23 protein-coding genes, 3 tRNA genes and 1 pseudogene are annotated in these 22606 nt (G+C 54.8%); 9 read left to right on the top strand and 18 right to left on the bottom strand.

All coding sequences use genetic code 11. The annotated features are described in order from the left end of the window. Window positions 1–164: 164 nt before the first annotated feature. From ACJ8J4_RS14325 to ACJ8J4_RS14315, 3 genes are all read right to left on the bottom strand, one after another. Complete coding sequence (locus ACJ8J4_RS14325; protein ID WP_025302370.1) at window positions 165–716, bottom strand: hypothetical protein; 552 nt, start codon at window positions 714–716, stop codon at window positions 165–167. Then, window positions 682–963 carry a hypothetical protein gene (locus ACJ8J4_RS14320; protein WP_025302369.1) on the bottom strand — a complete coding sequence of 94 codons (282 nt, stop codon included), beginning with the start codon at window positions 961–963 and terminating at the stop codon, window positions 682–684. The genes ACJ8J4_RS14325 and ACJ8J4_RS14320 overlap by 35 nt, the downstream gene beginning before the upstream one ends. Window positions 964–1103: 140 nt before the next feature. Beyond that, window positions 1104–1673, bottom strand: coding sequence for a PaaI family thioesterase (locus tag ACJ8J4_RS14315; RefSeq protein WP_230203371.1), 570 nt, complete (start codon window positions 1671–1673; stop codon window positions 1104–1106). Between the two features lie 120 nt (window positions 1674–1793). Between ACJ8J4_RS14315 and ACJ8J4_RS14310 the strand changes: the two genes are divergently transcribed. After that, window positions 1794–3134 (top strand): anaerobic C4-dicarboxylate transporter, encoded by a 1341-nt coding sequence (locus tag ACJ8J4_RS14310; protein ID WP_025302367.1) that lies wholly within the window; start codon window positions 1794–1796, stop codon window positions 3132–3134. 178 nt (window positions 3135–3312) lie between these two features. On the opposite strand, the gene ACJ8J4_RS14305 is transcribed toward ACJ8J4_RS14310, so the two are convergent. From ACJ8J4_RS14305 to ACJ8J4_RS14295, 3 genes are all read right to left on the bottom strand, one after another. Further along, a tRNA-Leu gene (locus tag ACJ8J4_RS14305) sits at window positions 3313–3398 on the bottom strand. A 10-nt stretch (window positions 3399–3408) separates the two neighbouring features. After that, window positions 3409–3482, bottom strand: a tRNA-Cys gene (locus ACJ8J4_RS14300). An 884-nt stretch (window positions 3483–4366) separates the two neighbouring features. Next, window positions 4367–5773, bottom strand: a complete 1407-nt coding sequence (locus ACJ8J4_RS14295; protein WP_225735594.1) for an aminotransferase-like domain-containing protein — start codon at window positions 5771–5773, stop codon at window positions 4367–4369. Window positions 5774–6229: 456 nt separating this feature from the next. Between ACJ8J4_RS14295 and ACJ8J4_RS14290 the strand changes: the two genes are divergently transcribed. From ACJ8J4_RS14290 to ACJ8J4_RS14280, 3 genes are read left to right on the top strand one after another with little or no spacing between them, the layout of a single operon-like run. Then, the gene (locus ACJ8J4_RS14290) at window positions 6230–7219 is read left to right on the top strand and encodes a TauD/TfdA family dioxygenase (protein ID WP_264383912.1); all 990 of its coding nucleotides are present in this window, start codon (window positions 6230–6232) and stop codon (window positions 7217–7219) included. 24 nt (window positions 7220–7243) lie between these two features. Next, the gene (locus ACJ8J4_RS14285; RefSeq protein WP_025302363.1) at window positions 7244–8029 is read left to right on the top strand and encodes a sulfite exporter TauE/SafE family protein; all 786 of its coding nucleotides are present in this window, start codon (window positions 7244–7246) and stop codon (window positions 8027–8029) included. A 36-nt stretch (window positions 8030–8065) separates the two neighbouring features. Beyond that, window positions 8066–8818: an SDR family NAD(P)-dependent oxidoreductase gene (locus tag ACJ8J4_RS14280; protein WP_072008267.1), complete on the top strand. Its 753-nt coding sequence runs from the start codon at window positions 8066–8068 to the stop codon at window positions 8816–8818. A 624-nt stretch (window positions 8819–9442) separates the two neighbouring features. Here the strand turns inward: ACJ8J4_RS14280 and ACJ8J4_RS14275 are convergent. From ACJ8J4_RS14275 to uvrY, 5 genes and pseudogenes are all read right to left on the bottom strand, one after another. Continuing rightward, window positions 9443–9801: pseudogene (locus ACJ8J4_RS14275) on the bottom strand (Arm DNA-binding domain-containing protein). A gap of 237 nt (window positions 9802–10038) precedes the next feature. Beyond that, a tRNA-Gly gene (locus tag ACJ8J4_RS14270) sits at window positions 10039–10114 on the bottom strand. 144 nt (window positions 10115–10258) lie between these two features. Then, on the bottom strand, window positions 10259–10807 hold the full coding sequence (pgsA, locus tag ACJ8J4_RS14265) for a CDP-diacylglycerol--glycerol-3-phosphate 3-phosphatidyltransferase (RefSeq protein WP_004927937.1): 549 nt from the start codon (window positions 10805–10807) through the stop codon (window positions 10259–10261). Window positions 10808–10865: 58 nt separating this feature from the next. Beyond that, on the bottom strand, window positions 10866–12698 hold the full coding sequence (uvrC, locus tag ACJ8J4_RS14260; protein WP_025302361.1) for an excinuclease ABC subunit UvrC: 1833 nt from the start codon (window positions 12696–12698) through the stop codon (window positions 10866–10868). Next, window positions 12691–13347 (bottom strand): UvrY/SirA/GacA family response regulator transcription factor, encoded by a 657-nt coding sequence (gene uvrY / locus ACJ8J4_RS14255; protein WP_004927947.1) that lies wholly within the window; start codon window positions 13345–13347, stop codon window positions 12691–12693. Before uvrY ends, uvrC begins: the two co-directional genes overlap by 8 nt. Before the next feature lie 702 nt (window positions 13348–14049). Between uvrY and ACJ8J4_RS14250 the strand changes: the two genes are divergently transcribed. Together ACJ8J4_RS14250 and ACJ8J4_RS14245 are read left to right on the top strand one after the other, a co-directional pair. After that, window positions 14050–14274, top strand: a complete 225-nt coding sequence (locus tag ACJ8J4_RS14250) for a DUF2594 family protein (protein ID WP_004927950.1) — start codon at window positions 14050–14052, stop codon at window positions 14272–14274. Window positions 14275–14395: 121 nt separating this feature from the next. Beyond that, a complete protein-coding gene (locus ACJ8J4_RS14245; RefSeq protein WP_025302360.1) occupies window positions 14396–14737 on the top strand; it encodes a GlpM family protein in 342 nt (113 codons plus the stop codon). 17 nt (window positions 14738–14754) lie between these two features. Here ACJ8J4_RS14245 and ACJ8J4_RS14240 read toward each other — a convergent pair whose 3' ends face one another. Beyond that, window positions 14755–15186 (bottom strand): hypothetical protein, encoded by a 432-nt coding sequence (locus ACJ8J4_RS14240; protein ID WP_025302359.1) that lies wholly within the window; start codon window positions 15184–15186, stop codon window positions 14755–14757. 170 nt (window positions 15187–15356) lie between these two features. Continuing rightward, complete coding sequence (locus ACJ8J4_RS14235; RefSeq protein WP_127146676.1) at window positions 15357–15671, bottom strand: hypothetical protein; 315 nt, start codon at window positions 15669–15671, stop codon at window positions 15357–15359. Between the two features lie 542 nt (window positions 15672–16213). Between ACJ8J4_RS14235 and ACJ8J4_RS14230 the strand changes: the two genes are divergently transcribed. Beyond that, complete coding sequence (locus ACJ8J4_RS14230; RefSeq protein ID WP_025302358.1) at window positions 16214–16573, top strand: hypothetical protein; 360 nt, start codon at window positions 16214–16216, stop codon at window positions 16571–16573. 40 nt (window positions 16574–16613) lie between these two features. On the opposite strand, the gene ACJ8J4_RS14225 is transcribed toward ACJ8J4_RS14230, so the two are convergent. Genes ACJ8J4_RS14225 through ACJ8J4_RS14210 form a run of 4 tightly spaced genes read right to left on the bottom strand, consistent with a single transcriptional unit; the run spans window position 16614 to window position 20203 of the window. Continuing rightward, the gene (locus ACJ8J4_RS14225; RefSeq protein WP_197835413.1) at window positions 16614–17882 is read right to left on the bottom strand and encodes an NAD(P)/FAD-dependent oxidoreductase; all 1269 of its coding nucleotides are present in this window, start codon (window positions 17880–17882) and stop codon (window positions 16614–16616) included. After that, window positions 17875–18135: a (2Fe-2S)-binding protein gene (locus ACJ8J4_RS14220; protein WP_025302356.1), complete on the bottom strand. Its 261-nt coding sequence runs from the start codon at window positions 18133–18135 to the stop codon at window positions 17875–17877. Before ACJ8J4_RS14220 ends, ACJ8J4_RS14225 begins: the two co-directional genes overlap by 8 nt. Beyond that, complete coding sequence (locus tag ACJ8J4_RS14215; RefSeq protein WP_025302355.1) at window positions 18132–19256, bottom strand: NAD(P)/FAD-dependent oxidoreductase; 1125 nt, start codon at window positions 19254–19256, stop codon at window positions 18132–18134. The genes ACJ8J4_RS14220 and ACJ8J4_RS14215 overlap by 4 nt, the downstream gene beginning before the upstream one ends. Next, window positions 19256–20203, bottom strand: a complete 948-nt coding sequence (locus tag ACJ8J4_RS14210; RefSeq protein ID WP_148123308.1) for a 4-hydroxyproline epimerase — start codon at window positions 20201–20203, stop codon at window positions 19256–19258. Before ACJ8J4_RS14210 ends, ACJ8J4_RS14215 begins: the two co-directional genes overlap by 1 nt. Before the next feature lie 389 nt (window positions 20204–20592). Here ACJ8J4_RS14210 and ACJ8J4_RS14205 point away from each other — a divergent pair, with 389 nt between their 5' ends. Next, window positions 20593–21447, top strand: a complete 855-nt coding sequence (locus ACJ8J4_RS14205; protein ID WP_025302353.1) for an AraC family transcriptional regulator — start codon at window positions 20593–20595, stop codon at window positions 21445–21447. 9 nt (window positions 21448–21456) lie between these two features. Here the strand turns inward: ACJ8J4_RS14205 and ACJ8J4_RS14200 are convergent, their stop codons facing one another. Next, entirely contained in the window at window positions 21457–21627 is a 171-nt protein-coding gene (locus ACJ8J4_RS14200) for a hypothetical protein (protein ID WP_153266251.1), read from the bottom strand. A 29-nt stretch (window positions 21628–21656) separates the two neighbouring features. On the opposite strand from ACJ8J4_RS14200, the gene ACJ8J4_RS14195 reads away from it, so the two are divergent. After that, on the top strand, window positions 21657–22577 hold the full coding sequence (locus tag ACJ8J4_RS14195) for a dihydrodipicolinate synthase family protein (RefSeq protein WP_049204282.1): 921 nt from the start codon (window positions 21657–21659) through the stop codon (window positions 22575–22577). The last annotated feature ends 29 nt before the right edge of the window (window positions 22578–22606 follow it).

Genomic DNA, 22606 nt, shown 5'->3' with positions numbered 1-22606 from the left:
TTTCCTTCTTACTTGTGGTGAGTAAGCTGGAATATTCCGGCATGGGTTTCCTTCAGGCTAGAGCCTCACAGGTTCAATCACCACCTCCTTAGGAGGTGGTTTAAGGCTTACAACAAAAAACCGCCAGACGGCGGTTTTTTTACTCTAAAAGCATCCGGACCGGCTCAGGCGGGGAAAGGCCGATAAAAAATGCGCAGCACTTCGTTATCACCCTGGCGTAAAAAACCGCCTTCCGGCTGCCAGCGCAGATCGCGCGCCAGATTGAGATTTTCCCAGCCGACCGCGCCCCCCACGCCGATGCAAAGATTTTTATTGCCTGCGGCAAATCCCGCACCGGTACCGATCATGGCATGCAGCAAACGGGGCGCAGCCGCGTCGCGCAGGGAGAATATGCCGATAAAACATCCCTGCGGCGCGCGCAGCATATCGGCCATAGTGCGGATCTCGGTATCATCCGGGCTAACGAAATGTTTGTATTGCTTATCGAACACCGTCTGCCACAACTGCTTGTATTTCGCCTTGCTGAGCGCGCCAGAACGGTGGGCACAAAGCACCACCGCATCCCAGCACATCTCCCCGCTGAGCGAAAGATACTCTTCCGTATCGGTTTGCGGCTTATCGGCGTAATGCCGTGCAAATTCGGCCGCATTCAAATGCGGCGGCACGGCCTGTTTGGCAACGTCACTCTTGTAGCGCTTGAAATTCAACCAATGCATGGGGACTGTCCTCTTCACCCTCTAGATTAATGAACCTGAAGCCGTGGATGAGACGAGCCATCAAATCCAGAGCGTCGTCGGCGATGGCGGTTTCGTCGTCATTCAGCCCCTGTTCCACCGAGCGCTCAATCGCGTTCATCACCGCCGGAGCGCTGGTTTCTTCCCCCTGCGCCACCACGTCTAATACGGCTTTGCCGATCGCCAGACAAAGCTCATGATCAAACTCAACCTCTTTATACGGCTGCATAACCACCCCGATAAATTTTTACCCAAGAATACTAGACCACAATGGCGTATCGCGCCTGTCATCGTAGCGCAGCAAGGTATGCAGCCGAAGAGAAATGCATCAGGCCCCGGGTTGATAGCCCGAAGCCCGATAAAGGCAGGTTATTGCGGGGCTTGATCGGTAGGACGAATGATAAAACACGTGGCGGTTGCCGAGGCCAGCAGCTTCCCTTCCGCCGTTTTGAGCGTGCCTTCGGCGAAAGCGACATTTTTCGACGCATAGACCAGACGCCCCTCGGCGATCAGATCACTCTCCTTTGGCACCGGGCGCAACATTTTAACCTGCAGATCGACGGTGCCATAACCAATCCCTGCGCCCAGCGTACTGTGCACCGCGCAACCGGTCACCGAGTCCAATACCGTAGCGGCGAAACCGCCATGTACGCCCCCCAACGGATTCAGATGGCGCCCGTCTGCTCGCGCCACAATACGGATATACCCCTCTTCAACCGCGTCCGGTTTCATGGGCACCGTTTCAGCGATTGAAGCCGGTGGAATTTTGCCGGCCATCGCAGCCTGTAATAACGCCAACCCCGTCATTTTTGTCGGATCCATTGCTCTCTCCTCTGGTGGTGAACCGGTTATATAGAAGAGGTCTGACCTCTTGACTTGCTTTTTCGTGCTGATGTCGTCAGCCGCCTGCTCTTCAGATTCTCTGAACGTGACCGCCATCACTCTTTAGAGTTAATAACCACAATTTTTTAGCGCCTTTAGATTTAAAACAACTTTCTGCTGTAAACGCCGCCGGAAACTGAACGCAGTTAAGTTCAACATTATTAAGGCGTATCTATCATGGATTTCTTTCTGCAATTAGCGGTTATATTGGCATGCTTGCTGTATGGGGCGCGTAAGGGCGGCATTGCGCTGGGGTTACTGGGCGGTATCGGTTTGATGATCCTGGTGTTCGGCTTTCACCTGCAGCCCGGCAAACCGCCGGTAGACGTGATGCTGGTGATCATCGCGGTGGTGGCGGCCTCCGCCACCCTGCAGGCCTCAGGCGGGTTGGACGTCATGCTGCAGATCGCCGAGCGGATGCTGCGGCGCAACCCGCGTTATGTCTCGATCATCGCACCGTTCGTCACCTGCATTCTCACGATCCTGTGTGGCACCGGCCATGTGGTCTACACCATCTTGCCAATCATCTATGACGTGGCGATCAAAAATAACATCCGCCCGGAACGGCCGATGGCGGCCAGCTCGATCGGCGCGCAGATGGGCATTATCGCCAGCCCAGTCTCAGTGGCGGTCGTTTCACTGGTGGCGATGCTCAGTAGCTACACCTTCAATGGCCGCCATCTGGAATTCCTCGATCTGCTGTCTATCACCATACCTTCCACCCTGTGCGGCATTCTGGCGATCGGCATCTTCAGTTGGTTCCGCGGCAAAGACCTGGACAAAGATCCCGAGTTCCAGAAATTCATCTCGGTGCCGGAGAACCATCGCTACGTCTATGGCGACGCCGCCACCCTGCTGGACCGGGTATTACCGCGCAGCAACTGGATCGCCATGTGGATTTTCCTCGCCACTATCGCCCTGGTAGCGGTGCTGGGAGCCTTTTCCGACCTGCGGCCCAGCTTCGGTGGCAAACCGCTCTCCATGGTCCTGGTGATCCAGATGTGTATGCTGATGGCCGGGGCGCTGATCGTCATCATTACCCGCACCAACCCGGCGTCTATCTCTAAAAACGAGGTGTTCCGTTCCGGCATGATCGCCATCGTGGCGGTGTATGGCGTCGCCTGGATGGCGGAAACCATGTTCGGCGCGCACCTGGCGCAGATAGAAGCCACGCTGGGCGTGCTGGTGAAAGAGTACCCTTGGGCCTATGCGCTGATCCTGCTGCTGGTGTCGAAATTCGTCAATTCGCAGGCCGCCGCACTGGCGGCGTTGGTGCCGGTGGCGTTGGCAATCGGCGTCAACCCGGCCTATATCGTCGCTTCGGCGCCGGCCTGCTATGGCTACTATATTTTGCCAACCTACCCCAGCGATCTGGCGGCGATCCAGTTCGACCGCTCCGGCACCACCCGCATCGGCCGCTTCGTGATCAACCACAGCTTTATTCTGCCCGGCCTGATCGGCGTCAGCGTCTCCTGCGTCTTCGGTTGGATCCTCGCCGCGGCGTTCGGTTTCTTATGAGTTGTACTTCGGAGCCCTGCGGGGCTCCCTGCAAGCAGGATGACAATCCAAGGGGATAGGGTATGGCAAGAAAGGGCAGAATGCAGGTGTAATGCGAATTCCAGAAACAAAAAAACCGCCTCTCGGCGGTCTACGACATTACTACTTATTGCTTTGATTATTCGGTATTTTTATTCCCTGGTACCCGGGGCGGGACTTGAACCCGCACAGCCATAAGCCGAGGGATTTTAAATCCCTTGTGTCTACCGATTTCACCACCCGGGCTCGGGAAAGTTGGAGGCGCGTTCCGGAGTCGAACCGGACTGGACGGATTTGCAATCCGCTACATAACCGCTTTGTTAACGCGCCTTTATTCTGTTTGCCTTTTCAGGCCAAAGCCGGTGATTCACCCACTTCGTTTTGTTCTTTTGGTTGGCGATGTTGAAATCGCTTATCCTAATCATCTGATTCTTAAGTAATTTATTTCGTTACCGCCGAATCGATGGACTGCATTATGGACTAAACCCCCCACCTTGGCAACCCCCCGAAATAGCAAAAAGTTCTCTAACGCTTTCAACTGCTTATTTTGTGGGCGCACTGTTCACAATGCCGACGGAAAGGCAAGCGGAATGTTGATTTTATATGCGTCGGCTCGGGAGTTCACGGGCAAATCGGATCTTTTTTTCTCTACAGGAATCGCTTACCTCCCCCTCTCCGGCTTTTCACCTGCTTATGATGATGGGATATCATGTAAAACATCATCATGGGGACATCGCGCAATCTCCAGCGCCGCAGCCCTGAACGGCCAACGCAACTGCAGAGCTGGGGACTTACGCCAGGTTGTCCAACGCACGATGGGTCGGCATCAATCCCCCTGCAGAGCACCGGCACGATGTCCAATCAAATGTGCCTGTTTTCGCCGTTCAACGGGGCATCCTACGGTATGAAAACGACTGGAGATATAGGGACATATGAAGTTGTTCTATCACTCTACCGTGCCAGCTCAATGCCCTGACAGCAGCGTTACTGATTGGGTGCAGCTTGGCTTATCATTCGATGACAAGCTTGCCCACTTAGAAGGACGGAGGGTCTGCTGAGTTAGTGCAAGTTACTTTTAGTGGAAAAGCTGTAGAACCAGTCGCAGAGCCCCTTAAATGCCCAAAGATTGATTCAGGCTAAGGATCGAAGCTCCATTGGACACGGCCTCCCCCGACGAACTGTCGCCTGACGGCTACTTATATGTATGCGCTGCTTTAGTAAAACAAGCGTGGTTCGGGAGAGGCTAGCAAGCTGGCCAGCGTGGTTAACGCAAACTTCAGTTCGGCGCGACTCGGTGACATCAAGGCAATTCGCACGCCATTAGAGGCGATAGTACGCTGTGCTAGGAACTGGCTGCCGCTAACGACCATTACCCCATGAGCACGGGCCAAGTTGGCAAACTCATCGCAAGTCCATGGTTCGGGCAATTCCAACCAAACGTGGAAGCTGTTGGGCTGGCTGCAAATTCGATAACTGCCAAGAACTTCCTTGACCAGTCTCTGCCGTGCAGCGGCCTCATCTTGCTGCGCTTTGACTAATCGCTCACCCATACCGCTGCAGATCACGTTGCTGGCCAACTGTGCCATCATCGGCGAAGGCATCCATACGCTGCTACGGACCATGGATGACAAGCGTGAGAGAGTCTCAGGAGGCGCGTACAGGTAGCCAATACGTAACGCGGGAAGAATGCTCTTTGAAAGGCTCGTCAAATAGATGGATCGCTCAGGTGCATAGGCCGAAATCGGTTTACTCGCTGGCTGGACCTCCAGAAAACCGTAAATATCATCGTCAATAATGAATACATCATGCTCGCGGGCAATCTGCGCGATTGCCTCGCGACGCTCCGGGGGCATGATTGAATTAGTTGGATTTTGGTGGGTGGTTACGCAAATTAGTAACGCTGGGCGGTGCTCAACGCAAGCGGCGCGGAAGGCCTCAGGGAGTAGCCCGAATTCATCTATCTGTACGCCCTGCAGTCGCCGATCGAGGCTATGAGCAAGAGAGATGATTCCAGGATAGCAATGCTCTTCGCACAAAATCACATCATTGGTTTTCGATAGGCTACTGATCGCCACTAGCAAGCCATGCTGCGCTCCGGAAGTGAGGACGATCTGCTGCCACGTTGCATCTGGCAGACTGCGTTGCACCCAACGAGCCCCCGCTTGCTTGTGTACTGCGTGCCCACCATCGCTGGTGTAGTCCATCACACGGCCCAAATCCGCTGAGTGCGCGAGTTCAATAATTGACTGCCGCAACCAACCGTCTATGTCGGCGTCACTAGGCTTAATTATTGAAAGATCAATCTGTGCATTGTCTTCGGGGGAGCGCTCGCCTATCGCGCGTGGCGCAGCCTTGGTTTGGGCAGGCAGGACAAAGGTCCCGCGACCGACCTCACCGATCACTAGCCCACGTTTGGCCGCTTCGTCATAGGCACGGCCAATGGTCCCAGGAGTGACTTTCAAAGTTCCAGCGAGATCCTTGAGCGTTGGCAGCCGCTCGTCAGGCTGCAGGCGCCCGGAATTGATGTCCTGCTCCAGGGCATCGGCAATCATCAGGTAAACCGGTTTCTCATGATCGCTGTATTGAGGGACCCACATAGGTAAAGCACCAGATATCTTCATGAATGCCAAATCCTAGCATAAAAGTATATGCAAGCGTTATGGGTGTAATCGAGGAACCCGTTAAAGGTTATCGAGCTATTTTCAGAATATTTCCTTGATTTCATTACTTAGCCCACCCTAATTCTCGCAAAAACCGCAGGTAGCCAGAGAATTAAAATAAAAATAAATAGTTTAAAATCAAAAAATTAATACCAAAGCATGTGTTAGTTAAATCAGTGTGACGGAAATTAATTGAATTTCCGCAATCGATTCAATTACAGTAATTGAATCGATGCAATTAGGTTGAATTGATCGATTCATTAATGGCGTCTGCTTGAGACAAAGCAAAAAAAACGTGATTTAAATCACAAAAAACAACAACAGGGAGTGCTGTCCGCAAATCAAGCGAGTCGAGCACCGAAATATGGAAACTTAGTTGAAATGGAATGCACACAGCACAATCAGGACACCGAGTCTGTGACAACGTTGGAGATCCGCCTGCCATGGGTCACCTCCAGCGCATGGCAAACGGTGTTAAGCCAGACTCCGCTGGATTTTGAATCCACCAAGGATATTTATTTTCAGCTTAAGGAGCAGGCCCAGGACATAATTGGAGCCGAACTAACTCGCCAGATCCGTACATTCGTTGAAGACCCGACGATTACTGCAATGGTGATAAGGAATTGCCCACGAGATCGTGATACTCCGCCGACACCGTACTCTGGCGTGTTGAGCCCGGAGAGCACCCCCATTGCCTGCCTCGTGAACCTCTCGCTGCAAAGCCTGTTAGGTATTCACCCCGTCGTATACGAAGGTGAAAATGACGGTCGTTTATTTCGGCATGTGATTCCTTCACGAGCATCAGCTAGTCAGAAAAGTTCTCACGGTTCCCGTCTTCGCTTTTCCTACCACGTAGACAACCCAGATTTGCCGTTGTCGTCTGAGGCTGTCGGCGATATTTCGTGCTGCCCGGAGTACTTGTCGTTCGTCGGCATACGCTGCGACCCACGAATCAACACCACACTAGTCAATCTTGATGAAGTCCTCAACAGCCTTCCGGATTCTATTGTGCATGAACTGAGTTTGCCGAATTTTGAAGTGCGACGCCCGGATTCTTTCGCCAGTAATCGTCGTTCGACGCCTAACCTGGCTGTGTTGGTCCGAGGGTTGGCCAACGAGTGGTTGTGTCGTTTCGATAGTGAAAACACGTACGGCACAAATACCCCTGCCGCACACGCGCTTGATGTCCTGCGAACGATGCTTGAAACCCGTAAGTTCGATAAGCCGCATCTCTTGCTACCTGGGGACTTCATGATCTTCAAGAACCAGCGGGTACTCCACGCTCGGGATGCTTTCGAGCCGCAGAATGACGGTGCAGATCGTTGGCTAATTCGTTTGTTCGCGGTCAATAGCCTGAGCCGAGTGCGCTTGGCGCGTGCAGATCATCTTTACGAAGTTCTTTCCTGAATTTTTTCTTATAGAGGTATTACCATGGAACTACTAGGAGCCTATTGGGCTGAGCATTGGATATTTGCGATTATTTTGCTGGGTACTATTGCGTTTATAGCTGGCTTTGTCGACAGCATCGCAGGTGGTGGAGGCTTGTTCTTGGTGCCGGGCTTTTTGCTCGTTGGCCTGCCGCCGCAAGTCGCACTGGGCCAGGAAAAATTAGTCAGTACCTTGGGAACTCTTGCGGCGATAAGGAATTTTCTGGTCAATAGCAAGATGGTCTGGAAGGTGGCTCTTGTAGGCGTCCCATTTTCGCTATTGGGCGCGTATCTGGGGGCGAACCTGATTGTTTCAATTCCACAGGAAACAGTCGGTAAGATCATTCTTGCTTTGATCCCCTTTGGTATTCTGATTTTTCTTACACCAAAAGATCGGCCAGTACAGGAACATGTCTTGTCTCATGGAATGCTGTTTACTGTGGTGCCACTGACATGCTTGGTTATTGGCTTCTATGATGGTTTCTTCGGGCCAGGCACAGGAAGCATGTTTATTATTGCCTTTCACTACCTGCTCAAAATGGACCTGGTTTCCAGTTCCGCAAACTCCAAGACATTCAACTTTGCCTCAAACATCGGGGCGCTGGTGGCATTTGTTATTGCCGGCAAGGTGATTTATTTGCTTGCTTTGCCGTTGGTGGCCTGCAACATCCTTGGCAACCATCTGGGCAGTGCCTTGGCAATTCGTAAGGGCAATGACGTCGTGCGTAAAGCTCTAGTATTTTCGATGCTCTGCTTGTTCGCCAGTCTTGGCGTGAAGTATCTGGCCTGAGTTTCCAACGATATTTCTAACAAAGGTAGGAATAGTATGCGAACTGCATTAGTCACCGGGGCTTCAGCCGGCTTTGGTAAAGCAATCTGTCATCGGCTGATTGCCGAAGGCTATCGGGTCATAGGCGCTGCACGCCGCATGGAGAAGCTCTTGCTCCTGCGGCAGGAGCTTGGCGAACAGTTCATCCCGCTGCCGCTGGATGTCACTGATCCGCTGTCCCTCGACAAGGCGTTCGAGCAGGTGAGTGAGGCCCCGTTCTCCATTGATATACTGGTGAATAATGCTGGGCTGGCGTTGGGCATTGAGCGTGCACAGCAGAGCAATGTACAAAATTGGGAGCGCATGATCGCCACTAACATCACCGGTCTTGCCCTCGTCACTCATCGAGTTCTGCCAGGGATGGTTGAGGCTAACAGCGGACTGATCATCAACATTGGATCGATCGCCGGGACCTACCCATATCCGGGAGGTAATGTATATGGAGCCAGCAAGGCTTTCGTTAAACAATTCAGTTTGAATCTGCGCGCCGATTTGGCTGGTACCCATGTGAGAGTTACCAATATCGAGCCCGGCCTGTGTTCTGGGACTGAATTCTCGGTGGTACGACTCAATGGCAATATGGAAGCGGTCGAAGCTCTGTACAAAGATGTAAAAGCTATTGGTCCTGAGGACATCGCCAACACTGTATTCTGGATCATCCAGCAGCCGGAGCATCTGAATATCAACACGATAGAAATAATGCCGGTGGCCCAGAGCAGTGCGGCTCTCAATGTCGTACGCAACCTGTAGTGGGGTACTCGGATCAGTTGTGATCGGTATGGGATAGGAGTGGCACTCGAATCCCAGGTCGCGCTCTACTGCCAGGCTGACTACCTCATTGCCCAGCGTGAACAGCGCCATCGCCATCGCCATCAACAACAGACGCTTATCCGATGATTGTTTGCCGTCCCTGTTCATATCCAGCTGCAGTTGCTTGACGATCTCCGGAGGGATGATCCAGAAACCTTGATCCAAGTGAAACTGATCAGGCGTCGCCAAGCGAAGTTCGCCCGTGTGCACACCAGTCAACATCAACAACCGTAGCACCAGCTGAGTTTGCAACTGTCCCCTGTAGGCACGGAGCTTCTACAACAATTCAGGCAGTCCGCCCATATGCAGGAAGGGGGTTGTGTCGAACGGGGGATTTGGGCGCGGCCACTACATCAAGGTCAGACGCCGGATTCTGCTCCAGGTCCGCAACCTTAACCAGGGCATAGCGGTACATCGGGTGACGGCCGTTGTGAAAGCCCCACGGCGTTCAATGCTCTCGAGGATATCCAACAAGTCCGTACGCTTGATCTCATAGACAGATTGAGGGCCGAGGGTCAGGAGAATATCTCTGAGGAAGATTCGCTGGATCTGCTCCTGTGTGCTTTAACGGCCCGCCTTCAGACTCTTCTTGCGAAACTCGAACCATTGCTCGAACACCTTCTGGAAGGTGTGATTCTCAGCGAGAAAGGCGTGTCTGCGGTCCTGGTTTCTTTGCTTGCAGGGGTTGATGCCGCGGGCAACCAATTCACAAGCGATGTCGCGACGAGTGCGGGCTTCTTTGAGGGAGATTCCAGGGTAGTACCCAGAGACAACCATTTCTGCTTGCTGTTCCAGGAATACCGAAAGTGCCAACTTTTGTTGCCTTCGGGTGACACGGCCAACGCGAGGCCATCAGTGTCGCCGAGTGTGCATGCCTTGGCAACGGCTTTTGCCTGCCGAATGGTGGTATCGGAAAGTGCCATGTCTAACTCCTCTGTGCCTGGTTCAGGAACAGATGGTCGGCATATCGCCCAGTGCCATACAGCAACAATGGCGCACAAGCTCGCGTCCGTATTGATGGACTAAAAAATGGACTAAAAAGTGTTGGCTGGCGCTGGATTCCAGGGAAAACCTCTGGAATAAAAAAAGGGGCTTTCGCCCCTTTTTTCAATGATTTACAAACCTCAATGGAATTCCAAAGAACTCTGCAGATCAAAATTTGGAGCGGGAAACGAGGCTCGAACTCGCGACCTCAACCTTGGCAAGGTTGCGCTCTACCAACTGAGCTATTCCCGCATTACCAGAACTGACTGATTTCTTTGCTATCTTTCGGCAATTCATCGTTGTCGTCTGATGCGATGCATTCTACTTACCTGACGTGATGAGTCAATAAAATTGTTGGCGCATCACGATCGTTTGCCGATTTTTGCAGCGTATCGATCACGGTTCCAGCAGATCGTTGCGTGCCGCGTTCAAATATTGGAACATCGACCAGAAAGTCAGCACCGCCGCGATATACAGCAAACCAATCGCCACATACTCTACGGAGCGATCCGGCCGCCACAGCAAGCCCACCAGCGACATCATCTGCGCCATGGTTTTCACTTTGCCAATCCAGGACACCGCCACGCTGCTGCGTTTGCCAATTTCCGCCATCCACTCACGCAGCGACGAAATGATGATTTCACGGGCGATCATGGTGGCCGCCGGCAGCGTGATCCACCAGCTGTGGTAGTGCTCCGCCACCAGCACCAGCGCCACCGCCACCATCACTTTGTCAGCGACCGGATCCAAAAACGCCCCGAAGCGCGTTGTTTGTTTCCAGCGACGTGCCAGGAAGCCGTCAAACCAGTCGGTGACGGCGGCAAACACAAAGATAACGGCGCAAACCATCGGAGCCCAGTTGAACGGCAGATAAAACGCCAGCACAAAGAATGGGATCAGAACTACGCGAAACAGGGTAAGCCAAGTCGGTATATTCAATTGCATAATGCTACGGTAACTATCTGGCTAGAGTGGAAATTAAGAGTATGTTGCTACATTGCCCTCAGTGTTTCAATGCATTGTAGATCTTTTCTGCCAATGCTTGTGAAATACCCGGCACTTTTGCAATTTCCTCCACGCTGGCGTTCAACAAAGGTTGCAGTCCGCCCATATACTTCAACAGCACCTGGCGCCGTTTCGGCCCTACGCCTTCAATCAGCTCCAATGCGCTGGTATTTCTGACTTTCGCCCTTCTCTGCCGGTGACCGGTAATCGCATGATTGTGCGAATCGTCGCGGATGTGTTGGATCACATGCAGCGCCGGCGAATCCGGCGGCAGAGAAATTCCCTCGCCTTCCGGGACGAAGAACAACGTTTCTAACCCGGCCTTGCGGTCGGCGCCTTTGGCGATGCCGATCAGCAACGGCTTATTCTTGTCCCAGGTGACGTTCAGCGATTTGAATACCTCGATCGCCATGCCGAGTTGCCCTTTACCGCCGTCGATGAAGATGACATCCGGGATCTTTTTCTCTTCCAGCGCCTTGCCGTAACGGCGCTTCAGCACCTGCGTCATCGCCGCGTAGTCATCACCAGGAGTAATGCCGCTGATATTATAGCGCCGATACTCCGCTCGCACGGGGCCGTTACCGTCGAACACCACGCACGAAGCCACGGTCTGCTCGCCCATGGTATGGCTGATATCGAAGCACTCCATGCGGTTGATTTCCGTCAGGTTCAGCACCTTGGCCAATTCCGCCAGCCGCTGATGAATAGTCGACTGCTGCGACAGCTTGGTCGTCAACGCCGTTGCCGCGTTGGTGCGCGCCAGCTTCAGATAACGGGCGCGATCGCCGCGCGGTTTGCTTTGAATTTGGATCTTGCGCCCCGCCAACTCGGAGAGCGATTCCGCAAGCAGGTCTTTTTCCGGCAGGCTGAAATCCAGCAGGATCTCGCCGGGCAGCGTGCGCGCCTGGCTGCCTTGCAGATAGAACTGGCCAACAAAGGTCTGCACCACCTCGCTCATCTCCGTACCACCCGGCACTTTAGGGAAATAGCTGCGGCTGCCCAGCACCTTGCCCTGTCGGATGAACAGCACGTGCAGGCACGCCATACCGGCATCGAACGCCACGCCAATCACGTCCAGATCGTCGCTGTCGCCCGACACGAACTGCCGCTCCGTGACGCGGCGTACGGCCTGAATTTGATCGCGAATGCGCGCCGCCTCTTCGAAATTAAGCAGTTTGCTGGCTTCTTCCATGCGCGCAATCAGCTGGTGCAATACCTGTTGATCTTTGCCTGAAAGGAACAGCCGCACGTAGTCCACCTGTTGCCGATATTCTTCTTCACTCACCAGGCCGGCGACGCAAGGCCCCAGACAGCGGCCGATCTGATACTGCAGACACGGACGTGAACGGTTGCGATACACGCTGTTTTCGCACTGGCGGATCGGGAACAGCTTCTGCAGCAGCGCCAGCGTTTCGCGTACGGCGTAAGAGTTGGGAAAAGGCCCGAAATATTCGCCCTTGGCGTGTTTGGCGCCGCGATGCACCGCCAAACGGGGATGGGTATCCGCGCTGAGAAAAATCAGCGGATAAGATTTATCGTCTCGCAAAAGAACATTATATCGCGGTTGGTACAATTTAATGTAGTTATGTTCCAACAACAGCGCTTCCGTTTCGGTATGGGTAACCGTTACGTCTATTTGCGCGATATTTTTAACCAGCGTCTCGGTCTTACGGCTGCTGACCTGCTGCCGAAAGTAGCTGGCGAGACGCTTTTTCAGGTCTTTGGCTTTACCGACGTAGATCACCGTCCCCGTGGCGTCGTACATACGATAGACGCCGGGTTGGCTGGTGACGGTACTCAGGAAGGCTTTGGCATCAAAACGATCATTCACTGCTTAACAACGTCTCCGCATTGAACAATCCATGTCGGATGGCCAGGTGAGTCAATTCGACGTCGCCGCTGATATTCAGTTTGCTGAACATGCGGTAACGGTAGCTGTTCACCGTTTTTGGGCTGAGACTCAGTTGCTCCGAGATCTCATTCACTTTTTTGCCTTTGGTGATCATCAACATGATCTGTAACTCGCGTTCAGACAGGCAGCTGAACGGCGTTTCAGCCTGCGGCTCCAGCTGACTCAAGGCCATCTGCTGAGCGATGTCAGACGCGATATAGCGCTGCCCCGCATGCACGGAACGCAAGGCGTTAATCACTTCTTGCGGCGCGGCGCCCTTGCTCAGGTAACCGGCGGCCCCCGCCTGCATCACCTTCGCGGGCAAAGGATTTTCAGTATGGATGGTCAACATGATGACTTTGACGTCGGGCGCATAACGCACAATCTTGCGCGTGGCTTCCAGCCCGCCAATGCCCGGCATATTCATGTCCATCAGCACGATATCGACAGCGTTGCCACGGCACCATTTTACGGCGTCTTCACCGCACTGGGCCTCACCGACAACTTTTATACCTTTGATATCTTCAAGAATGCGTCGTATCCCTGCGCGCACCAGTTCGTGGTCATCAACAAGAAGAACGCTAATCAAGGAAAAATCTCCAAAAAAAGGGAGTAACGCAATCGGCCTCTGTTTTCGCCAGAGATATTACTTGTTTTTCAGACAAGAATGAACACAGATTAATACATACTTTCGAATAACTTTGCGGAGCAGAGCTGATTTTTCAATTTTAGCCGTCTATGCCGCCGATAAATCGTCACGTCGGAAAACATCAGGCGACGAAAATAATTCCGCGGCGCTGTACCAGACACAGGATAGCGCGACAATCATGCTGCGAGTGAGAAATCTGTGTAAGCAATCACGACATGAATAATATTAACACGGCTATTGGCTATTTGTAATCATTTGATATTTAAAGGCGTAGCCAAATCCGCTGCCAACGCGGGTCTGGCAACCCACGGTCGAAACTATTATTCCCGGCAAACGCCGCTAAAATCGGTGTACTACGCTCCAAATAATTATAATAACCCCATCGTTCAACAATAACGTGCCGGACAAATACTTGTTAACCACCTCGAAATAACTTGCCGATAGAGGATGATTCGGACAAGCAATGAGCGAACGTTGCCCACCCGCGTGACCGGAGCAAGCCCGGTGCAGATGATGGACGCATGCTATGCTATACTCCGCGCCCAGTTAAATTCGCCACCGCGCGCGACAACTGTTTAGCCCACGCGCGGTGCGCCAAAGCAGCTTGTATCAGGCTACGGCCTCAAAAAATCAGGAGAGAAAATGAGCAACGTTGATTTCACTACGTCTGCAAACCCGGAAATCTTGGCGACCGAGGTTGCCTGCCTCAAAGCTACGCTGACGCTGATCCTGAAGTCGATCGGCCAGGCCGACGCCGGGAAAGTCATCATCAACATGGAACGTTTCATTGCCCAGATTGAAGATCCGACTCAGGCGGAAATCTTCAAGAACAGCATTCAGCAAATCAAGCACGCTTACCGCCAGTAAGCGTTGCCTCTCAGACCCGCGTTTCATGCGGGTCTGTTTTTCCCCGCGCTACGCAACACGCCATTGATCTTGCACAGACTTTCGGGCAGTGTGTTGACTTTCCCCCACACCCGAGACCGTTATGGGCATCCTTGTCAAAGCGCTGATCGGCGCGCTGGTCGTGGTTCTGATTGGCCTGTTGGCCAAAACGCGCAACTATTATATCGCCGGTTTAGTCCCGCTCTTCCCCACTTTTGCTTTGATTGCGCATTATGTTGTCGGCAGCGAACGTTCAATAGCGGCGCTAAAAACGACGCTGATTTTCGGCATGTGGGCGGTGTTGCCCTACCTGGTGTATTTGATTTCGCTGTATTTCCTGATTAACAGTCTGCGGCTGTCGTTAGCGCTGGGCGCGGCGGTACTGTGCTGGATTGCAGCGGCGTGGCTACTCATTACGCTGTGGGGATGGTGGCAAGGGCGTTAACGCCCTTGCCGGAAATGTTACGGCCGCCCTGCCTGCAAAACGAAGCCTCTCTGCCGATCGCCCGCGATACGCAGATAGCGGCTTTCACCGGCGCGCAGCGTCATCGGTACACTGCCGCCGGTCTCACGCCAAATACACAGATTATTCTCGATCATATCTTGCCCGATACTGACCGTAATATTGCCTGGCGGCACGCGAAATTCTGCTTTCTCTTTCGACCCCAGCGAAGCGGCGAACTCCCCATTCACATAGACGCCGGTGCGACAGCTCCCCGCTAGCATTCCGCTGTCGCGCACCACCACTACCGTAGCGTAAGGCGTATCCGGGATATTCTGATAGAGCATCAGACGGCTTGGGGGCGGCAATTCAGCCTGTTGCGGCGGTACGACTTGAGTCGCACATCCCGTCAACAGTGCAGAGGCAAATAACAACGCGGCGTAATGCTTCATCCTTGGCTCCTGAAGAAAATAATGCTTATCGTAACAAGAGAATAGCTGTCTCCAGTAGCATTCATACTGCAGAGACGAAAAAATCGGATAACTTCCCACTCACCCACAAACCGGAAAGAATAAGAAGATTCTGCATTAAAGCTATTGAAATAAAGGCGATTCTTGCAGATTTAAAACTTGACCATGCCACGTTGGATATCTGCCGCAAAAGCACCACTGACGTAACTGAAACCATCCTGCGTGACGTAAACTCGGGTATGACCGGTCTCTGATAACACCGCCACCATATATCCCAGGCTGATCATTTCATGTGATGGAACGTTCATTGGGGTTAGAAATCCGCGTCCGCGGCACCACTGATAAAAGCGAGTTCGCCCATATCCCAACACGGCCCCCACATCGGAGAGGTGCTTGAAAGTATCATAATCCTCTGATGGTGAAGGTAAACCGTCATGACTTTCAGGCGTTTTCTTTATCCCAGACAAAATAAACTCCTTTTTTGACGCTGTCGCGTACGATTACCCTTCCTCTAAAATTAATTTAAAAAATCCAAATTTAAAATGCAAATGAATTCCCTGTAACTAAAAGCCTTCCCCAGAAAAAACCCGGAAATAAAACCCCAATAAAAAAACAGAAATAAAAAAATAGAGTATTAATACCGAGTATTAAATCCTTGGCATGGGTAAATATCCTAAATAAAAATAATAGTCAGGCAAGATAAGAATATACTTAGCATGCGTATTATTTCACTCATCAAAACGATGCAATTGCGCTCGGATCATTACGGCATAAAAAGAATGAATAAAACCAGCACCACATCGACCCACCTTCGTCGTGTGGTCGCAGATCCCTACAGACTTCCCCAATGTGCCACATCCTCTCTCAACGCGGCACTTCCTCAATCATACCTAAACAATAACCATTATCATTTCCAATTATTCCGCCAGTTTATTACACTTTCCTACCTCGCCAGTTAGGAACATTCCTAGTCGGAGAGCCTCAGGACAGAGAAAGAGTTAGGGACACCATGAAGAATTACCGTTGTTTGATTGTTTTGCCGCTTTTGATGATGACCGCCTGCACCCAATGGGAAAGGCCCGGCGCGGTCGAGAGTACCCGGGATGCCGAATATGCCGAATGCCGCAGCCGCGGCTACGATCGTTTTCCGCCGGACGTGGTGCGGGACGTGGAGTTCAGCTACGAAAACAAATACATCCCTTGCGAGAAAAATAAGAAAGATTGCCCATCGGGATACCGCTATGACAAAGAGCCGTCGATTAAGACGGTGCAGACCGACCGCAATCAGTCCGCCCGAAACGCCACCATCGAAGCCTGTATGTACAGCAAAGGTTGGCGAGAGAAAACCTACTATTGGCCGCAATGGTGATGTGGCGGCGTTTGCCTAGGGTGACATGCCGCTAATCCATTCAGCCGTCGTCATCACTTCGGTTCAGCCCCAGCGCAACCAGTGTTTCCGCCCTGACCGGCGTTAAAGGCACACGCGGTAGCGGTAAAGGCCAGCCCAAAAGCTGCCTCGCCGCCGCCGCGCAGACTTTACCCTGGCATGCCCCCATGCCACAGCGGCTACTTAGCTTAGCCGTGTTCCAATCCGGCTGATGGCGGACCTGTTCCAGCGCGACGTCTTCGCAGCGGCACAGCAGCGTCTGCGGTTTGGCCAGAGAATTCATGCGTTCATCGAGCGTAAAAGCGGCCGCTGTCGCCGTGGCGAAACGCCGCCACCGCTGCCGCTGCGCCATCATAAAATCGGCTTTTTCCTTCTGACCGGTGGCGGCATAACCGGCGATGGCGCCTTCGGTGAGCGCCAATTCACTGCCGCCGATGCCGGTACATTCCCCGGCGGCATAAATTTGCGCCTGGCTGGTTTGCTGACAATGATCCACCGCTACGGCACCGTGTTCTATCCGACACCCCAGCAGCATGGCCAACTCGATGTTCGCCACCAATCCAAAACCGCAGGCTAACCTGTCGCAGGCGATCGTTCTTTGCCGCCCACCGTTATTGACGTGCACCGAGGTTAAACGGTCTTGCCCCAACGCCGCCAGCACCCGGCTACCGGCACGATAACGATGCGGCATCAGAGAAAACGCCTGATGCAGCTTGGCTGGCCAGCGCCACAAGCCGCCCGCAAACGCCGCCAACCGCCAAAGCGGTGCCTGCTCAGCCACCAGCACCACCTCGCCGCCGGCCTGTTTTACGCTGTTCGCCACCGCCAACAGCAGTGGACCACTGCCTGCTATCACTACTCGCTCACCGCGGATTGTCAGCCCTTGCTTGATTTGCGCCTGTAGACCACCGGCGCCGGTCACCCCCGGCAGCGTCCAGCCGGGAAACGGCAACAGGAGTTCACGAGCGCCATTGCATAAAATCAACTTTTGATAGCGAATCACGCCGCAGCCTTCGGCATCTTCATATGCCAATCGGTTAGCGCCACACTGCGCCACCAGCTTGCAGCCGGACTGCAGCGCAATATTTTCCTTCGTCACCACCGCCTGCCGATAGCGGTTCGCCATTTCAGGCAATGCCACCTGCGGTCCATCTCGCCAGATTTGTCCGCCTGGATGTGGATTATCATCAATCATTCGTACCTGACCACCACTTTCCGCAGCGGCCAGCGCCGCCGCCATGCCGGCCGGCCCAGCGCCGACGATCAGCACCTCACAGTCGAAGTTACTCATCATCGCTCCTCTCGATGCGCATGCCGGCTTGGCACAGCGTCTGGCACGCCAGGCGACGCAGACCGTTAATGGTCACCCGGCACTCCTGACAAATGCCCATGCCGCAAAAGGGGGCCCGTGGTTGGTGTGAAATCGACAACCGGCAACGATCGTCACCGCACAGGCTGAGTGCCGCAGCAACGCTGAGGCCAACCGGCACCCGCCGGTGCTCTCCATCGATACTCAACGAGAGCGTATTTTGTCTTTCATTCATACAGGCAGCTCCTCGACGGCAAACGCGCGCGCCGCCAAATAGGGGGAATCATCAATCTCCGGCGTTTGCCGGCCGATCTGCGCAGTAATCAGCGCGGCACTACCAAGGGCGGTTGTGACACCCAATCCCTCGTGCCCCAGCGCCAACCACAGCCAGGAATGCCGCGGATGTGCGCCCAACAACGGCAGCCCGTCGGCAGAGGCGGCGCGCAGCCCGGTCCAGCAGCGAATGATGTTCATCTGCGCCAGTGCGGGCAAGAAATGCTGCGCACGCTTGAGCATCGCCGCCAACACTGGCATGTCCAACGCCGAATCGACGGCGTCAAACTGGCGGGAAGAGCCGATCAGCCATTGTCCGGTGGGCCGTGCCTGCACATTGAATGCCACCGACGTACCGTCGCTGGCATGCGCGCTGGCGCCATATCCCAACTCCACCAGTTGATGCCGCACCCGCGGCGGGTAGCGATCGGTGATCGCCAGATGGCCCTTCTTGGCGTGCAGCAAAGCCTGCGGCAATAGGCTATTGGCCCTGAGGCCACAGGCCAGGACTACCAGTGGCGCAGCCAGGCGCCTGCCATCCGCCAGCCTCACTGCCCCTTCCTCCAATGCTGTCGCTTCGCCATGTACCACGTCGATCGCGGCACTACCGTCGTCCAACAGCCAGCGAGCCACGAGCGGCGCATACACAATGCCGTCGGCCGGCACCCGCAGCCCACCGGCCAGGCCGTGCCGCAGCATCGGCTCCACGGCGGCGATCTGCTCCGCCGTCAGCAGTTCCGCAGTCACACCCTGCTCCGCCAGCCGCGCCCGCTTTTGTTCGGCAATGCCCATTTCATCCGTTTTATCCGCCAGCCATAGCGTTCCGCAGCCGCGCCAGGCACACGCTTGCGGCATCCGCCCCGTCACTTCACGCCATAACCGCAGCGAATAAGCGCTCAACGCCAGCTCAGCCGGATTATCGTCCATGCATACCAGATGCCCCATGCCGGCGGCGGTCGCACCGGCGCGACGATCGTCCACTACCGAGACACGATACCCTTCCCGCGCCAACCGCCAGGCACAGGCAGCGCCGATGATGCCGGCGCCGATCACGATGACATCGGCTTTCTGTCCGGTGCCCATCAGCGTATTCCCCAGACAAAGGGATCGCGTTCGTCGAGCAGCAGTTGGCTATCGGCACACACATAGGCCTGCCCGCGAATAAAAGGAGTAATACGTTCGCCATTCCAGCGGTAATAGGCCTGGAATTCGCTACCGATCACGCTGACCTGCCGCCACTGCGTTTCCGGTGGCAGTTTGCCGTCCGCCGCCAGACACGCCAGTTTGGCGCTGGTACCGGTACCGCACGGAGAACGATCATAGGCTTTGCCGGGGCACAACACGAAGCTTCGGCTGTCGGCCTGCGGATCGTCACCGAACAGTTCGATATGGTCTATCACTCCGCCGTCTTCACCGCAGATGCCCGCCTGTTCCAATGTCTGCCGCACCGCCCAGGTGAACGCGGTCAATGCCTCCAGATTTTGTCTATCGATAGGTAACGGCGACTCGCCGATCAGGAAGAACCAGTTACCGCCCCAGGCGATATCCCCCGTCACCGGCCCGTATCCCCCAACCTCAAGCCGCACCTGGCGACGGTAACGATAAGCCGCCACGTTCTCCACCGTGACGCTGCCGTCGTCATGCAGCGTGGCGTTTACCGTGCCGACCGGGGTCTCGATGAGATGGCACCCGGCGTGGATGCGCCCCAGGTGCGCCAGCGAAGCGATCAGCCCGATAGTGCCGTGCCCGCACATACCCAGATAGCCGTTGTTGTTAAAGAAGATCACCCCAGCGGTGGCCTGCGGCGAGCAGGGGCGACACAGCAGCGCCCCCACCAGCACGTCATTGCCGCGCGGTTCGAGCATCACCGCGCAGCGCCAATCGTCATAATGTTGCGCGAAACGCGCCCGCCGTTCCGCCATGCTGCCCTCGCCGAGATCGGGAAACCCTTCCACGATCAGACGTGTCGGCTCTCCGCCGGTATGAGAATCGATCGCCCGCAAAACGGTGATATGCGCAGAAAGTGCCATCGGCGTCTCCTGAGTTAATGAGATGTTACCAATGGCATTAGCCTGAACGAATGTGAGCATGGCGGCTTGATGCGTTTCGGCGCGGCGAATGAAGAAATCAGCACAGTGATAAAAGTCAGGTCTGACGCGGCGCGGGTATACGCTTAACGAATGCCATAATAATGACTTATTTATCATACTGTTATTTCCATGCTAAACCTTTATGTAGCGAGAAACACCGCAGTTTTCAAGCAACTGCCAAACTCCGCCCGGCAAAAGTATGCGGCAATCCGCATATTTAGCAGCCGGCCGGAAATAGCGCTTGCTTCGTTACAGAAAAGTTAATATTGATGCGAAAGTGCCAACCTGGCCCGCCTGTTTTTCCGGCTAACGACCGAAAAGGGACTGTTATGCGATCCACTTCAGACTATCAGCCTCCGGTTTCTCTCTCGCCGCCTTCGCTTGTTGGGTTGCCGGAGCAGGAGGACGTTTTTGCCGTCGAACATCTGTCGCGTCTGTGCGACGGACTGGCGCAACAGCGCCCGAACAACCTGCGCGATCTGCTGAATACGCTGGCGCTGATCGCGCCGTTGCTGAACGCGATCCCGAACGTGGTGTTCTTTATCAAAGACGCCCAGGCTCGCTACCTGCTGGCCAACCTCACGCTGGCCAAGCGCTGCGGTTTCAAAACCGTCACGCCGCTGCTGGGCAAGACCTCCGCCGACGTTTTTCCCGCTCAGCTCGGATCCGGCTACACCGAGCAGGATCTGCGGGTATTGCGCCACGGCGTGCTGATCCAGGATCAACTGGAGATGCACCTGTACAATGGCCGAGAAACCGGCTGGTGCCTGACGCAAAAGCTGGCGCTGTATGACGCGCAGGGAAGAATCATCGGTATGGCGGGTATTTCTCACGACCTGCAGGAGGCCAGGGCCAATCACCCGGCCTACCAACGGCTGGCGGCGATCGATGTGCATATCCGCCGCCACTACGCGCGACCGATCGCGCTTGAAGAGCTGACGGCGCTGACCGGGTTGTCGGTGGCGCAGATTGAACGCTACTGCAAACGTATCTTCCACCTCACCCCGCGCCAGATGATCCATAAAGTGCGGCTGGAAAAGGCCACGGAACTGCTGGCCGGCGATCTGCCAATCACCGACATCGCGCTACAGTGCGGCTATACCGATCACAGCGCCTTCAGCCGTCAGTTCAAAGCGATGACCGGCTCCACGCCGCGCGATTTCCGCCTGACGCTTTCCGCTTAACGCGCTGATTTACCTGGTTACCTCCCTCTCCTCACGGCGCACCGGCGCCTGGTTTTTTTCATGCCCGCTTTCCGCCGCCATTGTGCCAATTTCGTCGCGGCAATCGGCGAAAAGCGTCAAGCCTCCCTGCGCAATACCGGTCAATCTGTCGGTGAGCCTTACTAAAGATTCACTTTTCATTAACACTTTCGGACGACAGGACAAACACTATGAGCCATAAAGCCATAAGCTGGAGCGGCGTATTCCCGGCGGTGACGACCCAGTTCCGCAACGATTTCTCTCTGGACCTCGACGCCACCCATACGGTGATCAAAAACCTGGTGCGCGACGGCGTCTCCGGTCTGGTGGTGTGTGGCACCGTCGGTGAAAACACCTCGATGACGATGCAGGAAAAGCTGGCGGTGATCGAAGTGGCGAGAGACGCCGCCGACGGCAAAGTGCCGGTGATCGCCGGCATCGCCGAGTTCACCACCGCCTTCGCGCAGAACATGGCGCGTGAAGCGCAAAAGGCCGGTGTCGATGGCATTATGGTGATGCCGGCGCTGGTTTATTCCGCCAAGCCGCACGAAACCGCCGCACACTTCCGCAGCGTCGCCGGCGCGACCGATCTGCCGATCATGGTCTACAACAACCCCCCCATTTACAAAAATGACGTCACACCCGACATCCTGACCTCGCTGGTCGACTGCGAGAACATCGTGTGTTTCAAAGACTCCTCGGGCGATACGCGCCGCTTTATCGACCTACGCAACGAAGTCGGCGATCGCTTCGTGCTGTTCGCCGGGTTGGACGATGTGGTGCTGGAAAGCATCGCCGTCGGCGCGCAAGGCTGGATCTCCGGCATGTCCAATGCTTTCCCGCGCGAAGGGGAAACCCTGTTCCGTCTGGCTAAGGAAAAGCGCTATGAGGAAGCATTGGCGCTGTACAGCTGGTTCATGCCGCTGCTGCACCTCGATGCCCGTCCCGATCTGGTGCAATGCATCAAGCTCTGCGAACAGCGGGTTGGCCGCGGCAGCGCCGTCACTCGCCCACCGCGCCTGGCGCTGCAGGGGGAAACGCTCACCGAGATCAATGCCGTGATCGATAAAGCGCTGGCCACTCGTCCGGCGCTGCCGAACGTCGGCCTGTAACGCCTTCACCGCCCGGCCAGGCCGGGCGT

This window comes from Serratia sp. CY47280 (assembly GCF_052168655.1).
Lineage (GTDB): Bacteria > Pseudomonadota > Gammaproteobacteria > Enterobacterales > Enterobacteriaceae > Serratia > Serratia bockelmannii.
The sequence above is the reverse complement of the archived record's forward strand: the minus strand, read 5'-3'. Positions and strand labels throughout refer to the sequence as shown.